This is a genomic window from Paenibacillus sp. AR247, from assembly GCF_002968895.1.
In the GTDB taxonomy this organism is placed as follows: Bacteria; Bacillota; Bacilli; order Paenibacillales; family Paenibacillaceae; genus Paenibacillus_AQ; species Paenibacillus_AQ favisporus.
Genome location: NZ_PCZT01000009.1, coordinates 278,279 through 293,824 on the forward strand (window position 1 = coordinate 278,279; position 15,546 = coordinate 293,824).

At 49.3% G+C, this 15,546-nt stretch carries 10 protein-coding genes and 1 pseudogene; all 11 read left to right on the forward strand.

Going from position 1 to position 15,546, the window contains the following annotated elements; translation table 11 throughout:
* On the forward strand, nucleotides 1–1,018 hold a 1,018-nt coding region (locus CPT76_RS09180), incomplete at its 5' end, for a type 2 periplasmic-binding domain-containing protein (RefSeq protein WP_146116192.1).
* A 195-nt stretch (nucleotides 1,019–1,213) separates the two neighbouring features.
* Nucleotides 1,214–2,069 (forward strand): annotated as a pseudogene (locus tag CPT76_RS09185) (ABC transporter permease).
* Between the two features lie 13 nt (nucleotides 2,070–2,082).
* Nucleotides 2,083–2,973 carry a carbohydrate ABC transporter permease gene (locus CPT76_RS09190; RefSeq protein WP_105442698.1) on the forward strand — a complete coding sequence of 297 codons (891 nt, stop codon included), beginning with the start codon at nucleotides 2,083–2,085 and terminating at the stop codon, nucleotides 2,971–2,973.
* A 29-nt stretch (nucleotides 2,974–3,002) separates the two neighbouring features.
* Entirely contained in the window at nucleotides 3,003–4,127 is a 1,125-nt protein-coding gene (locus tag CPT76_RS09195; protein WP_105442699.1) for a glycoside hydrolase family 88 protein, read from the forward strand.
* A gap of 210 nt (nucleotides 4,128–4,337) precedes the next feature.
* Complete coding sequence (locus CPT76_RS09200) at nucleotides 4,338–6,566, forward strand: chondroitinase-B domain-containing protein (protein ID WP_181152755.1); 2,229 nt, start codon at nucleotides 4,338–4,340, stop codon at nucleotides 6,564–6,566.
* Between the two features lie 245 nt (nucleotides 6,567–6,811).
* Nucleotides 6,812–7,288, forward strand: coding sequence for a GNAT family N-acetyltransferase (locus tag CPT76_RS09205; protein ID WP_181152756.1), 477 nt, complete (start codon nucleotides 6,812–6,814; stop codon nucleotides 7,286–7,288).
* Between the two features lie 157 nt (nucleotides 7,289–7,445).
* The gene (locus tag CPT76_RS09210) at nucleotides 7,446–8,705 is read left to right on the forward strand and encodes an FAD-binding protein (RefSeq protein ID WP_105442702.1); all 1,260 of its coding nucleotides are present in this window, start codon (nucleotides 7,446–7,448) and stop codon (nucleotides 8,703–8,705) included.
* Nucleotides 8,706–8,917: 212 nt separating this feature from the next.
* Entirely contained in the window at nucleotides 8,918–9,526 is a 609-nt protein-coding gene (locus tag CPT76_RS09215; protein ID WP_105442703.1) for a hypothetical protein, read from the forward strand.
* A gap of 223 nt (nucleotides 9,527–9,749) precedes the next feature.
* Nucleotides 9,750–10,313 carry a sigma-70 family RNA polymerase sigma factor gene (locus CPT76_RS09220; protein ID WP_105442704.1) on the forward strand — a complete coding sequence of 188 codons (564 nt, stop codon included), beginning with the start codon at nucleotides 9,750–9,752 and terminating at the stop codon, nucleotides 10,311–10,313.
* Nucleotides 10,303–10,806 carry a DUF3600 domain-containing protein gene (locus CPT76_RS09225; protein WP_105442705.1) on the forward strand — a complete coding sequence of 168 codons (504 nt, stop codon included), beginning with the start codon at nucleotides 10,303–10,305 and terminating at the stop codon, nucleotides 10,804–10,806. Before CPT76_RS09220 ends, CPT76_RS09225 begins: the two co-directional genes overlap by 11 nt.
* A 488-nt stretch (nucleotides 10,807–11,294) precedes the next feature.
* Nucleotides 11,295–15,446 carry a carbohydrate-binding protein gene (locus CPT76_RS09230; protein WP_258168234.1) on the forward strand — a complete coding sequence of 1,384 codons (4,152 nt, stop codon included), beginning with the start codon at nucleotides 11,295–11,297 and terminating at the stop codon, nucleotides 15,444–15,446.
* Nucleotides 15,447–15,546 lie beyond the last annotated feature (100 nt).

Consider the following 15,546-nt stretch of genomic DNA (forward strand, 5'->3'; position numbering starts at 1 on the left):
CTTGAATTTGCCTGTACCTACCACGATTGCGGAATGGGAAACCACCTTGAAAGCTTTCAAAGATCAGAAAGGGGCGAAAGCTCCGCTTAGCGTCACGTACACGGGAGGGAATTTTGAAATCCGGGATGCTTTTATCGGTGCCTATCATACGTCCAACTCTTTTTATATTGATGACGAGGGCAAGGTGAAGTATGGTCCGGTCGATCCGCAGTACAAGGATTTCCTGGCGTTGTTCCGCAAATGGTTTGCCGAAGGCTTGTTCGATAAGGATTTTGCACTTACGGACGGCAAAGCTCTGGATAACAAGATTTTGACCGGCCAGACCGGAGCAACGGTGTCGCTGCTGAGTGGGGGTCTGGGCAAGTGGATGGATGCCATGAAGAAACAGGATCCGAAGTTTAAATTGGTGGGTGCCCCTTATCCAACGGTAAAGAAAGGGGAGGTTCCATTTACGGGTCAACGTGATTTTAAATACAACCCAGGACCAAGCAAAGCGATTACAACCGCCGCTAAAAATCCGGAATTGGTCGCAAGGTGGCTGGACTACGCATACAGCGATGAAGGTGCCATGCTGTTCAATTTCGGCATTGAAGGCGAGAGTTATTCGATGGACAACGGAACTCCGGTGTATACCGATTTGATCAAAAATAACGAGAAATACAGCCTGCAGCAAATGGTATCCCAATACTCCAAACCGAATGGTCCGTATGAAGCGGATGAGCGCCGCAATTGGAATACGTTCCCTGAGCAGGATGAGGCCGTTAAAATATGGTCTAATACAGACGCGGAAAAGCATACACTGCCCGCTTTCCTCACCCCAACGGATGAGGAGAGCAAGGAGCTCGGCAAAATCTTGACGGACGTAAGCAACTATAAGGAAGAGATGTTCGTGAAGTTCATCGTTGGCAAGGAACCGATGGAGAATTATGATGCTTACGTCACGCAGATCAAGAAGCTCGGGATTGATCGGGCGGTCGAAATCTATCAGAATGCGCTGGATCGGTATAACGAGCGGTAGTGTTGATCTGCCCGGAGGAGGGCGATGGACAGCCCGCTTTCCCCGGGCTTTAGATTGATCATGAGGAGTGACAACGGCATGGCGAAACATCCGCCTCAAGAGCAGCATTCGGCTCTATTGACCACTTCCGGAAGCAGGAGCCTAATCCGCTGGGGAATTCTAAAGGATATCCGAAGAAATCCTTGGCTCTATATAATGCTGACACCGGTGCGTGCTCTATTTCACCATTTTTCACTATTATCCGATGTACGGCGCCCTGATAGCTTTCAAAGATTTTTCCCCGCGATTAGGAATCATGGGCAGTCCATGGGTAGGCTGGGAACACTTCGAGTCCTTTTTTGAAGGCATTTATTTCTGGCGTGTCATTAAAAATACGTTATTGATCAGCTTCTATGAGCTGCTATTTGGATTTCCCGCTCCCCTGATTCTCGCCCTTCTGCTGAATGAAGTGAGAAAGACGGTATTTAAACGGACCGTCCAGACCTTTACCTATATGCCGCATTTTATATCGCTTGTTGTCGTATGCGGCATGATAAAAGAATTTACGATGAGTGATGGGATCATTAACGACCTGCTGGCATTGTTGGGCTGGGAGCGTGTTTCTTTACTGCTTGAATCCCAATATTTCCGTACGATCTTTGTCTCATCAGGAATTTGGCAAAATATCGGATGGGGGACCATTATCTATTTGGCGGCGTTAGCCGGTATCGACCAGGAGCAGTATGAAGCGGCAAAAATGGACGGCGCAAGCCGCTGGAAGCAAATGCTCCATGTGACATTACCGGGAATCATGCCGACGATCATCATCCTGTTCATTCTGGAAATGGGTAGAGTCATGAATGTGGGAGGGGAGAAAATCATTCTCCTATACAATCCGTCGACCTATGAAACCGCGGATGTGATTAGTTCATATGTGTACCGTGTAGGACTGCAGGAGTTCGATTACAGCTTCAGTTCGGCCGTAGGACTGTTCAATTCCGCCATCAACTTTATGCTGGTCATCTGCTCCAACTGGTTGAGCCGGAAGATGAACAATACAGGCTTATGGTAGGAGGAACCCGCTCATGAAACGAAGAATTGGCCGAACATCCTTAGGTGAGAGAGCATTCGATGCTTTTAACTATACCTTATTAACGGTTATCACAATTTGTACGGTTTACCCGCTGGTCTATGTTCTGTTCGCTTCATTAAGCGATCCGACGCTGTACATGCAGCATTCCGGGATATTATGGAGACCGCTAAAGTTCAATTTTCATGCTTACAAGCTGGTGTTTGAAAACCCGATGATTGTTAAGGGCTACGTCAATACCTTCATTATTCTTGCCGGCGGACTTGTCCTCAATATCATCCTGACGGCCTTTGGGGCGTATGCGTTATCGCGCAAGGGACTACGTTACCGTAAGCAGCTCATGCTGTTTATCGTATTTACGATGTTTTTTAACGGAGGCCTGATTCCACTATATTTCACGGTAAAAGGGCTTGGCCTGACGAATTCGCTGTGGTCTCTGATGATCCCCCAGGCAATATCGGCGTTTAATCTGATTATCATGAGAACGGCGTTCGAGGCTGTGCCTGACAGCCTGGAAGAATCGGCAAAGATCGATGGGGCCAATGAGTTCGTCATTCTCTTCCGGATTATGATTCCGCTCTGTATGCCGGTGATGGCCGTGATGCTGCTCTACTACGGGGTCAGCCACTGGAACTCATGGTTTAACGCAATGATCTATCTGCAGGACCGATCGCTGTATCCGCTTCAGTTGGTTCTCCGCGAGCTGCTGCTTCTCAATGATGCCAGCTCCATGGCCACTGGAGCCAGCGGCGGAGAAGTTGCCATTATTGGTGAAACGCTCAAGCATGCGACGATTATCGTGGCCACCGTTCCGATTCTGCTCGTCTATCCATTTCTTCAGAAGTATTTTGTCAAAGGGGCCTTGATTGGGGCGATTAAGGGATAAAAAAGTTGAGTAGCCAAAGGAGGTTTACGATGAATAAGTTTGGGATCATAAATGATCAGCAGTTGGAGACATGGTGGATGCAGGCTCAGCAAAAAGTGGATCGTTTGATGCAAAAGGAACCTCAGCTTGCGCCGCATGCGGCAAAATCCGGAGAATACGATGGATTGACACTGGATAACTGGATATCGGGGTTTTTGCCGGGAATGCTTTGGATTTATTACGATATGACAGGAGATCAAAGGTACCTTGATGCAGCGTGGGACTGGGACATCCGAATGGAACGGATCACGTTGGAGGAGAATCGCTTTCATCATGATGTCGGTTTTCAATATTTGCCGACCTCGATCCTGAAATTTAAATTAACCGGCGACGCCGATGGCAGAAGGAGGGGATTGGCAGCTGCCAACTTTCTGGCTGGCCGGTTCAACCTGGCTGGCCAATACCTGCGGGCTTGGAACCGTGATCTCCCGGGATGGGCAATCATCGATTGCCTGATGAATTTGTCCATTCTGTTGTGGGCGGCAGACGAGAGCGGGGATCCGAGGTTCAGCCATATAGCCAAAGCGCATGCCGACATGGCCTTACGGCATATGGTCCGGCCAGACGGTTCTACCTGCCATGTGGCCGTGTTTGATCCCGCAAGCGGCGAGCTGCTGGAATATAAAGGCGGACAGGGCTATGCTCCGGATTCCTGTTGGTCCAGAGGCAATGCTTGGGCATTATACGGCATGGCTAACCTATTCCGGTGCACGAGGGAGCCCAAGTATCTCCAGGCATCGCAGCGGGTGGCACACCACTTTATCGCTTCATTGCCAGAGGATATGGTTCCGCCTTGGGATTTCCGTGTGCCGAACCAGGAGACCGAGCCTCAGGATTCCTCTGCGGCGGCCATTGCCGCTTCAGGCCTGCTGGAGCTCGCGGAATTAACATCTCCCGAAGTGGGGGCTGTATATCATCATGCAGCCACGCGGATAATCGCTTCTTTATCTGAACGGTATTCCACTTTCGGCGACGATAAGCACGAAGGAATTCTCCATAGCGCGACAGGGCATAAGCCGGAAGGAGTCAACGTCAATGTATCCTTGATCTACGGGGATTATTATTATGTGGAGGCGCTAGCGAAACTGCGGGGCTGGTCTCATCGTGCATTTTAGCGATTTACAACGTTAATTAAAGGAAGGGGTGTGGCGTTTTGAGTAAGTTACTGAAACAAACGATCAGGTATAGGCTTACGGTCCGAATAGGGATAGGACTTTTATTGATGCTATTATCAGGGTCATTAACGTTACAACCTTCACAGGTGAATGGAGCAGCGAAAACCTTCACAGGTGAATGGAGCAGCGAATGAAACGGGAGGCAGCCATATGAAACTAGCAGTGAGCGGTGTGACGGCCAGCTCATACCAGCCGAACACGAATTACGTACCTGAAAATGTGGTAGATGGGATCTGGGGAGAAGACGCGGAAAGCCAGCAAAACCGCTGGTCTGCATCCGGGCAGGGGGAATGGCTTCAATTTGACCTGGGGCAACCGCAAAAGGTAACTTATGCGAACATTGCTTTTTTAAACGCGCGGGAACGGCTATCCAGCTTTGAAATCACTGCATCAGATACGCCTGATTTCGCGACGGGTACGGTCGTTCTTGGCAAGCATTCCAGCCGTCAGCTCCAGCCGGAGGATAGCATCCTGCAGACCTATGTGTTTGATCGTCCGGTGAAGGCGAGATACCTTCGTCTTACGGGATATGGAAACAGTGCCAGCGGAAGCTCGGGAAATTGGAACAGCATTATGGAAGTGGAGCTGTATGCAGGAAACCCGCCGGAGACAGGGGAACCGGCCCCTCCTCCACCTGATGCGGGAAGTGTTAAGGAAGGGGAGGTCAAACCTCCTGAATTCAATCATATTAAGGTCCGAACGGCCAAGGAGCTGCAGTCGGCTCTTGATGAAGCCGTCAGCGGAACATGGATTGAGCTTCAGCAGGGCAGCTATGAACAAAATGGCCCATTCGTCATCAAAGATAAGCATGGTACCGCAGCGTATCCGATCCGGGTAACGGCAGCGAAATCCGGAAAAGCGGTGATTACAGGGAACAGCTACGTGCACATTGAGAATTCCAGCTACATCGAGGTATCGGGACTCCAATTCCGGAATGGCATCGGAGATGAGACGGGAAATCAAACCCTGATCGAACGCGGATTAGAAAACCGATCCTTGACGGGTGTCCATCCTGGCGTGCAGCTGCAGAGCTCCAGCCATATCTCCATTCTGGGCAACACCTTCGCACTTGATGAGACCGGTCAGCCGTACCGGTTCCAGGCAGATAAGCATTCCGTGTGGTGCCTGGTCAACATCAAAGGAAGCTGCCGCTATGGAGAAAACAGCTATGATCCGAGCGGTGAAGTTTACAGCGGGTCAACACCGTATGAAGATGATAAGCTGCTAACCGACAATGGAACCAACCGACATTATATCCGGGTTGAAGGTACGAGCAGCCATAACCGCATCGCTTATAACGACATCGGTCCCAAGAAGGGATTTGGCGCTGTGGTGATCTATGACGGCGAGGGCCACAGCGGACAGAGCATTTCGCAATACGATGTAATTGAATACAATCATTTTCATGATATCGGCCCACGGGTCAGCAACGGCCTGGAAGCGATTCGCCTTGGGTTATCCAGTTTGTCATTATCCTCAGGCTATGTGACAATCCAGCATAATCTATTTGACGGGTTAAACGGCGAAGACGAGATCATTTCGGTAAAAAGCAGTGATAACGTCATCCGCTACAATACGGTGCGCAATTCGTATGGCGGGATCGTATCCCGTCACGGGAACCGCAACCGCTTCTATGGCAATTTTATTCTCGGCGATGGAAAAACGGCTGGGCTCAGCGGCTTCCGGATCTATGGCAACGATCATCAAATCTTCAACAATTATATGGAGGGGCTAACAGATAAAATTATTCGCCTTGACGGCGGCACGCATGACGGGGGACCGGAAGGCGGAACGAACCCGACCGTCCGCTGGGGCGGAGAGAATGAACAAACCGCTGTGTTAAACAGCCTTCCGGAGGAGGAAAGAACAGAGCTGCTGCGTGGACACTGGCGGCAGTATAACGTCCAAATCTACCATAATACGATTGTGAATGTCGGCAACAACACGCCTGTGTTCACCCTCGGTGGAAGAACGTATCAGCCGGTTGGGACGAAGATCTATAACAATTTGATCTTCAGCCATGCGGGCACCATGTTTAATGAGACCGAAGCTATGATGAAAGCACCGGCTCAGGAACGACCCGAATACAAAGGGAACAAGATAGAAGGCATTGCGCCTATTTCGAACAATCCCGTTGTTGGCGGGGCAATCCGCAAAGAGGATCTGAGGCTGGTTCGCGGTAATGACGGGTTAATCCGGTTGTCGGTATACAGTCCGGCCATCGATGCGGCCATCAGCCCGCTGCTTGCTCTGGACGATATGGACGGTCAGATGAGATACGCGCCGGATGTGGGCGCAGATGAATATAGCTCCGGCAAATCCATAACCAATCGGCCGCTCACGACCGTTGATGTTGGACCTCAGGCATTAATGAAATAACGCGCTTCCACTGCAAGTAAATGAAATTCCGTAGCAATACAGAATGCAGTTCGTAAATGAAAAGGCCAACTCGGTTAACGAGTTGGCCTTTATTTTTGTAAATACCTTACCACAGAATGTTGTGACACCTATTTGGACACATGCTTGCTATCCAGACAAAAATGTAACTTGGCCGCTAATCTGCATTATACTCGTCAACCCAGGGTAATGAGAAGTATCTGTGCCGTGTAAAGGAGGAGCTAGACTTGCAGTGGAAAATAAGAGAGGCGAAACCGGAGGACTTTGATGCCATCAACGAGCTCGTTGGTCAATTATACAGGATCCATGCAAAGAACCGTCCGGACATCTACAGATCTTGCGATAAACCGCTCGATTACGATTATTATATTTCATTGTTGGACGACGACAACGTAAAGGTCTTCATCGGGGAAGACGGTGACCGAATAATCGCCTATACCATATTACTTTTCATGGATGCACCGAAGAGGGCTGCTTATGTAGAACGAAGATATATCGAATTTGACCATATCTGTGTGTCAGAAGAATATCGAGGGAAGAATATCGGAAGCAAGTTTATCGACTATATTAAAGAACTCGCAAAATCGCAGCAGTTTAGCAGTATCGAATTGCATGTAGCCGAATTCAATGAAGATGCGATCGGATTTTATGAGGCCAAAGGATTCAAACCAAGAAGCAGGACGCTGGTATTGCCTATCGTATAAATCGCGCCACTAACCAAGTACAAGGTTCGAGTTTAAGCAAGACTACTACTTTCAAAGGTTAATTAAGCCAATGGGCAGGATTGTGGAACGCAATGCCGAATACCTCAATAATCAAGTTGATTCAGACAAAAATTAGCATGTTAAATAGGAGAGTCTTATGGGAGATCAGTTGAACTGGGCCGGGAACTATCGCTACAGCTCGTTGGAGCTGCTTGAGCCTAAAAATATTGAAGAGGTTAAGGATCTGGTAGTTAACCGCAGAAGCATACGCGTGCTTGGCTCGCGTCACTCTTTTAACGGAATTGCCGACACTGGTGGCAGCCACCTCTCGCTTCGAAAGATGAATCGGGTCATCGATCTCGACCGAGAACAGAACATCGTAACTGTCGAGGGTGGCATTCGGTATGGCGATCTGTGCAGCTATTTAAATGATCATGGCTGCGCGTTGCATAATTTAGCGTCGCTTCCGCACATTAGCGTGGCTGGCGCCGTGGCGACAGCTACCCACGGCTCGGGCGTCCATAATGCAAGCCTGGCGTCTTCTGTACGTGCTATTGAGCTAATGAAATCGGATGGAGAAGTTGCGGTACTTACGCGCGGGGTTGACCCCGAGTTTGATGGGGCGGTCGTCGGACTTGGCGGACTGGGAGTCGTCACTAAGCTTACACTGGATTTAGTACCTTCGTTTCAGGTAAGTCAGACCGTATATGAACGTCTTCCTTTTTCTGCACTGGATAGTGACATCGAAGAAATTTTATCTGCCGCATACAGTGTCAGCTTGTTTACGAATTGGGCAGGGCCCATATTCAATCAAGTGTGGGTAAAACGAAAGCTGGGAACAAACGGGGAGGATGAGGCACCATCCCATTTCTTCGGGGCTTTACCAGCTCCGGAAAAACGGCATATGGTTTCTGGTCAATCTGTCGTAAACTGTAGCGAGCAGTTAGGCGCTCCGGGACCATGGTACGAACGGTTGCCTCATTTCCGCATGGATTTTACCCCCAGCGCGGGCAACGAACTGCAAAGTGAATATTTCATTCCAAGGCGGCATGCACTTGAAGCGATACATGCGCTAGGCAAATTGGGTGATCGAATTGCGCCTCTGCTCTTCATTTCCGAGATACGAACAATTGCTTCGGACACATTCTGGATGAGCCCGTGCTACCATCAAGACAGCGTTGGTTTGCATTTTACATGGAAGCCGGAATGGGAGCGGGTGCGCGAGTTACTTCCGCTTATCGAACATGAACTGGAACCGTTTGGAGTACGCCCGCATTGGGCGAAGCTGTTTACGATGGAGCCGGAAAGATTACAAGCCCGGTATGAGCGGTTAGAGGAATTCCGTCAGTTGCTGCTTCGATACGATCCAACAGGGAAGTTTCGAAATTCGTTCCTGGATCATTACATTATGAGTTAATGTATAGTTTAAATAACAAATTTAGAAAATGTGATCTGACCTCCACCTCTTGCAATAAGGGTTGGAGGTTTTTGAGTTTGTAAGCTACGAAAGAATCAATTTGATCAATAAGCTAAAATGTAGATAAGTGTAACCTTCTATTATTTGGATGCGTTTATTAATTATAACTGCTATAAAGTGAAGAGCGAGGAAATGTTTAGGAGTGAACAAATGTGAGGATGTATTTTTCAAGCATTAGAATATTGATTGCTGTTGGTTTTATCGTTTTTGTAGTGGGTAGTGTCATGGCATTCCAAAGCACGGCTGCTAAAAGTACAATGAATCAAAGCCACACAAATTCTCTGAACTATCCTGAAAATGAACATGGGCAAACGTACGGTTCTGCTCAAGAGGACAATTCCGCTGATATGCTGCCTGATTTAATCCATGCAGGAAGTGTGAATGGTATTCAAGGGTATTTGCTGAAAAAAGATTACCTCGGTGAACCTGGCGATGTTCCACTGTATGATGTTGATGGGAAAACGGTAATTGGTACTTTTCATGTTGGCGCCAAGAATATGAACTTTCCTAAAAATAAACACGGACAGACGTACGGTTCTAGCGCAGATGCTGCTTCTCCTGGTATGGAACCTGAATTAATCAGGGCTATTGGTGTGGATGGCACTGCAGGATATGTGCTGAAAAAAGACTTAGACGATGAGCTACCTAAATCACCCGAGGAAGCCATTGCAATACAGAACAGTAGATCACCAGATGGTCGTGATATTCCGCTGTATGACGTTAATGGTGAATCCGTAATTGGTGTGTTTCATGTTGATTGAGTGCAATGTTTATTCAGATATTATTCAAAAGCTTCCGATATATAATTCATCCTTAAAGCCGCGTAGCAGCGGCTATTTTTGTTTCACAATATAGGTGTGAAAATCCTATAAGGGTCATCCTGAAGTATTTCCTACAATATCTCCAAAAAAATTTATTCTCGTACTGAACCTTTTTCCCCATGAGAGCGAATTAAGGGTTGTAACACGTTCAGGAGGGGCCCCTATGAATGATAATGAGTTACTATCGTGGCTTGAAAAAGCGAAGTTGGGCGACGAGTCCGCCTTTCAGCTAGTCTATCAGGCGACTCACCAAGACGTCTATCGGACGGTTGCTTTTCTCGTCTACAACAAACAGGACATTGAAGATATCGTGAATGAAGTTTACATGAGCATGTGGCGTACGTTTCATACCTACGACCCGAACCGGCCGTTCCGGTTTTGGTTGCACGGGATTACAGTCCGTCTAGTCCAAGACTGGAAAAGAAAAACATGGCGGCGAATTCGCCTCTTTGAACGAAACCGCCGGATGACATGTGAACATTTCGACTGGACGGACAAAGCTGTGCAGCAGTTCGAGATGCAGCATGAACTTTTCAGCCTTGTCCGCCAATTATCGTACAAATTACGTGTGGTCGTCATCCTTCGCTATTTTCACGACTACGCTCTGGAAGAAATTGCAGACATTCTACAGATCCCCGTTGGCACAGTGAAATCCAGGCATCACCTGGCAATGAAAGAACTCCGGAAACGGATCGAAATGACGGGAGGAGACGCGTATGTCCATTGAGAAGGAATTGCGTGAAGAGCTTCGCCAGGTGGCGGATTCGATGCAGTGCCCACCCGAATTGTATGGTCGTGTCCGACAGTCCTATCATCAGTATGCAAACGATAAGAGAGGTAGATCTCCCATGAAAAAACGAGTGCTCGCAGGTATTGCCGCAATAGCCATCCTGATTCCGTCCGCGGTATTTGCTTCTTCCTATCTAGCCGATGATCTATTCGGTTCTGTTTCAACCATTGAACAGCACGGCGGCACACAGGAAGATTATCAAGAGATTGAGGGAATGCTGCAAGCAGCAAAAGGCAAGCTCAACGAAGATGAATTTAAGGAGTATCAGGTGCTGATAAAGCAGCTGATCCAATTAAAGCTGAAGATCACCGATGAAAAAGGGGTCAAACATGAGGAGAAGCTGACCCAAGAAGAACAGCAGCGGTTTGAGCAGCTAGTCTCTAAGCTGGCACCATACTTCGAGAAGATAAACAAAAATGCCAAGCCGTAAAAAGAATGAATTAGGGACCGATCCAATGTGGATGGGTCCTTTTTTTGTCAGAGTGACCGAACTAAGATAGAACCATTCGAGATTATTCTGCGAAATTCCATTCTGAAAAGATATTCATTTTGGTATATATTTCTTGTTCAACGAATTGATGCCTCAATGCTGGATCTGGTTTCCTACACCAAATGTATCTGACGGAGGTTTATCAAATCTACGAGTACAAAGTTACCGCTCATGGTGACAGCGGGCTATGAGTCATGCCTATAGTGATCTCATTTATTACATTAATATTGTATGATAAGCTAAAAAAACAGATATTTCTTTGAATATTACAAGATAATTGAAATAAACCGTTGACTTTGCCTGGATAATGCCGATATACTCACGATGTATTACAAATATATTGGATGAATTGAGGTGGTGGGATATCGGTGCAGGTGAAGATCGATACGATCATTTTACTATGAAAGCGTTTTAATAAAATCAGTGAGGTGATAAGTTTGATATTAAAACGAAGTATTGCGGTCGTGATGTGTGTGCTGCTCTTGTTTGCCCCTCAGGCGGCATTCGCCTATAAGAACCCGGCATCGCTGCCGGACGAATGGGGGCAATATGGACTTGGCGACCCTTACGTGCTGAAGTTTAACGGTACATATTATTTGTATGTGAGCACAAGAGATACCGATGTCGGGGTCAAAGTGTGGAGCTCTCCTGACCTTGTCAACTGGAGCTATGGAGGATTGGCCGCAACCGATCCGGTTACGAAGGGAGCCTACGCTCCTGAAGTCGTTTATTGGAACGGATATTTTTATATGTATACCTCTCCTGCCGGCAATGGTCATTACGTGCTGCGTAGTGAAAGCCCGACGGGTCCGTTCACGGTGCAGACGGGCAATTTGGGGCATTCGATTGATGGCAACGTCTTCATTGACGATGATGGCAAGTGGTATTTCTATCATGCGAACGGAGAAGGAATTCTCGCAGCTGAAATGCCTACGCCGACGACGATCGGTAACAGCGTTAATACGGGTGCAAGCATGAACGGTTGGACGGAAGGTTCTACGCTGTTCAAACGCAACGGCAAATACTATATGACGTATACCGGCAACCATGTATTCAGCAAAGGCTATCGAGTCGACTACGCGGTCAGCGAAAACCCGCTCAAGGGATTCGTGCGTGATACGGACAACCCGCTTCTGATCAGTACGGAAGGTCCAACCGTCGGTCTCGGCCATAATACGGTCGTCGTTGGCCCGAACCTGGATGCCCGCTATATTATTTACCACAATCTCGAAGGAAAAGGCATTGTCGGACCTCTTCGCCATATGGGGATGGACCGGATCGTGTTCAACGGTGACAAAATGTCCGTGCTCGGACCGACGGCAACCGAACAGCCGGATCCGGAGATGCCGGATTTTGAGGACCGGTTCAAAGGTACGGAACTCAGCACGGCGTGGACGAATGCGGACGGTGGCAACTGGAGCATGGATTCGGGACTTCTGCATCAGCAAGCTGCCGGTACAAGCAGGCTGTTGACCACTGCTGAGACCGGAAACAGCTATACTGCAGAATTTAACCTGCAGCTGGCTGAGTCCAGCAAAGCCGAAGGCCAGCGGCTCGGGGCCGTGTTCTCCTACAAGGGGGATAACGATTTCGGTACAGCGCTGTTAGATCCTGCGAGCAATTCGCTGAAGACGCAGTTCCGGGTGAACGGCGCCGATCTGGGATGGGAGGAGAGCACGCTTCCGGAAGGGTACGATTATACAAAACTGCATAATATCCGGGTTGAGAAAGCAGGGGACGCGTTCAAAATCTACGTCGACGGCATGCTGAAGCAGACGCGCAGCGCCAAGCTTGGCGGCGGCAGTATCGGTTACGTCACGGAGAATGCGAAGGCTAATTTCGGTTATGTTGCTTTCAGCAACGACGTGAACGGAAGCAGCGATTTTGATGCCGCGAAACCGGTTCCGGGTCAAGTTGAAGCCGTTCATTACCTGCCAGGCGGCGAAGGAGTCGGCTATCACGACCAGACGCCGGATACTATCGGCGATTACCGTGGAGATGGCGTGGATACGGCCACAGCAGATGACAGCACCTCACATGTCACTGCTTTCGAGAAAGGCGAATGGCTGCAATACCGGCTGAACATCGCGGAGACAGGCAAATACGATATCGATCTCTCTTATGCAGATGCAGCTCTGGGCAGTAAAGTACAGCTCACTTTGGATGGTGGACAGCCGCTAGGCGAGTTTGAGCTGACAAAAGACACTAACACTGCTGATGCAGGATGGCAAACCGCACAGCTGAATGGGGTAGATTTGCCGGCAGGTGAGCATATTTTGAAGGTCACTGCCGCATCGGGCACGACCTCGCTGGACAAGCTGTCGTTCCACCGGCACGTGGACGATCCGGTTCTCTATGATAACTTCGATGATGGACAAGACAACGGCTGGCAGCGGTATGAAGGCTTCTGGAGCGTGAAGTCCGACATAGCCGAGGAGGAGCAGGCTTATGACGCCTATCATCCGATCCCGGGAACGATTGGCACAGTCCACTATATCTCTGGTGGAGAGGGTGTAGGTTATCATGAGAATACACTCCAAAACATCGGCGGCGAGTACCGGGGAGATTCGGTCGATATTCGCTCCAATTCGGCCAGCGGCGGTTACAACGTCGGCTGGAACCAGACGGGTGAATGGCTGAAGTTTAACATTGACGTAGCGGAAGCCGGAGCCTATAACGCAGAGTTCAAAGTAGCAACTACGATGGATGGAGGTCAAATCCGGCTCTGGCTGGACGACACGACGGATCTTACCGGCATCGTAGACATTCCGAAGACCGGTGACTGGAATATCTGGAATGTGGTGCGCAAATCCGGTGTTACCCTGCCGGCAGGTAAGCATACGCTAAAAGCGGAGACGGTCCGCGGAGAATTCGATTTTGCAAGCATAGCGTTGACGAGGAGTGATCAGCCGATACCCGTGCCCGGCGTCGTCGAGGCTGAGCATTACAAGCCTGGCGGTGAAGGCGTAGGCTATCATGACTTGACGCCTGAGAACATTGGGGGCAAATACCGCAGCGATAGCGTCGACATTCGATCCGCTGCAACCGGCGATCAGATCGTAGGCTGGAATCAAACCGGCGAATGGCTGAAGTACAACATTCGCGTCGCGGAAGAGGGATTGTACGATCTCGACTTGTGGGCAGCTACGACGTTTAAGGATGCACAAGTCCGGCTGTGGCTGGATGACACAACTGATTTGACTGGTATACTGAACGTTCCTGCATCCGGTGACTGGAATAAGTGGAAGTCGGTGACGAAATCCGGTATCCAGCTGCCGGCCGGTGATCATGAACTGAAGGTCGAAATTGTCAAAGGCGAGTTTGACATGACGAGACTGTCCCTCACCCAGTTCGATAAGCCGCACGTGCTGCCCGGATTTATCCAGGCTGCTGATTATAAGGCAGGCGGCGAAGGTAAGGGCTACCATGATCTGACTCCCGCTAACATCGGTACGGAATACCGGAACGATGCGGTCGACATCCGCCGAAATGCGGGCGGCAGCTACAATGTGGGGTGGAACGCTACCGGCGAATGGCTGGCCTACAACGTAGACGTTGCCAAGGCCGGCGTGTATAACGTCGATTTTGTGACCGCTACATCGATGGATGGGGCGAAGGTCCGGCTGTGGCTCGACGATACAACCGATCTGACCGGTGAAGTCGATATCCCGAATTCCGTCACCTGGGAGAACTGGGCGACAACAACGAAGCAAGGCATTTATCTCCCGGCGGGCACACATACCTTGAAGGTCGAAACCGTGGTAGGTGAATTTGACTTCCAGGGAATACGAATTCATCAGAATCCGATCGAACCGAAAGCTGCTCATACTGGTGAATATCAAGCAGCGGTCGGCAGCTTTGGGAAAACCTTGATCGGAGATGCCAATTGGTCGGATTACAGCGTGGAGTCTGATATCAAGCTGATTAGCGATACAGGCGACGCAGGCATTCTGTTCCGGGCGAGCAACCCGGCTCACGGCAAGGAGCTGAACCAGAACAATGCGGATTTCGTGCAGGGATATGTCGCGTACCTGAACAAACAGGGCGTTCATCTCGGCAAGCTGAATTACGGCTGGACCTATTTGACAGGGGAGCCGCTCGAGGTGAAATCAGGCGAATGGAAACATGTAAAAATCGTTGCGCAGGGTGCCCGCATTCAAGTATTTGTCGATGATATGAGCAAGCCGGTTATCGATTATACGGACCGCAGCGGCAGACCATTTACACACGGCAAGGTCGGCATGCGGACGTACATGAATGAAACGAGTTACGACAATTTCACAGTTCTCCCCGCTCCCATTAACGCTCCTGCCATCGGCAAGTTGATGGAGGAGTTTGGCTCAGCCGGACAGTTAGACGAGAAGATCCGGAAGCAGCTGGATAAGGAGCTTGAGCATGCCGCCGATGCTGTAAGCAAAAAGAAGCCGGACTGGAAGCAGGGGATCAAGCATCTGGAGAATTTGCTGAAGCAGCTGAATAAAGAGCAGAAGCAGGATGACGTTTCTGATCAAGCAAAAACAACGCTCAATCGGAGCGTTAACACGCTTATCGAGGTGTGGAGCGATAATTTGGGCAAGTAGCAGGCCAAGCAATGATCTAATACTGACGTCCCAGTACCGGAGGAGCTTCGGTGCCGGGACGTTTTGCGTTATTTTATCGGAAATTATTAAGGTAATAGTA

Bases quoted from the DNA above. Each gene is read 5' to 3' on its own strand.
- CPT76_RS09190 (WP_105442698.1), top strand. From the start codon at position 2,083: ATGAAACGAAGAATTGGCCGAACATCCTTAGGTGAGAGAGCATTCGAT.
- CPT76_RS09195 (WP_105442699.1), top strand. From the start codon at position 3,003: ATGAATAAGTTTGGGATCATAAATGATCAGCAGTTGGAGACATGGTGG.
- CPT76_RS09200 (WP_181152755.1), top strand. From the start codon at position 4,338: ATGAAACTAGCAGTGAGCGGTGTGACGGCCAGCTCATACCAGCCGAAC.
- CPT76_RS09210 (WP_105442702.1), top strand. From the start codon at position 7,446: ATGGGAGATCAGTTGAACTGGGCCGGGAACTATCGCTACAGCTCGTTG.
- CPT76_RS09220 (WP_105442704.1), top strand. From the start codon at position 9,750: ATGAATGATAATGAGTTACTATCGTGGCTTGAAAAAGCGAAGTTGGGC.
- CPT76_RS09225 (WP_105442705.1), top strand. From the start codon at position 10,303: ATGTCCATTGAGAAGGAATTGCGTGAAGAGCTTCGCCAGGTGGCGGAT.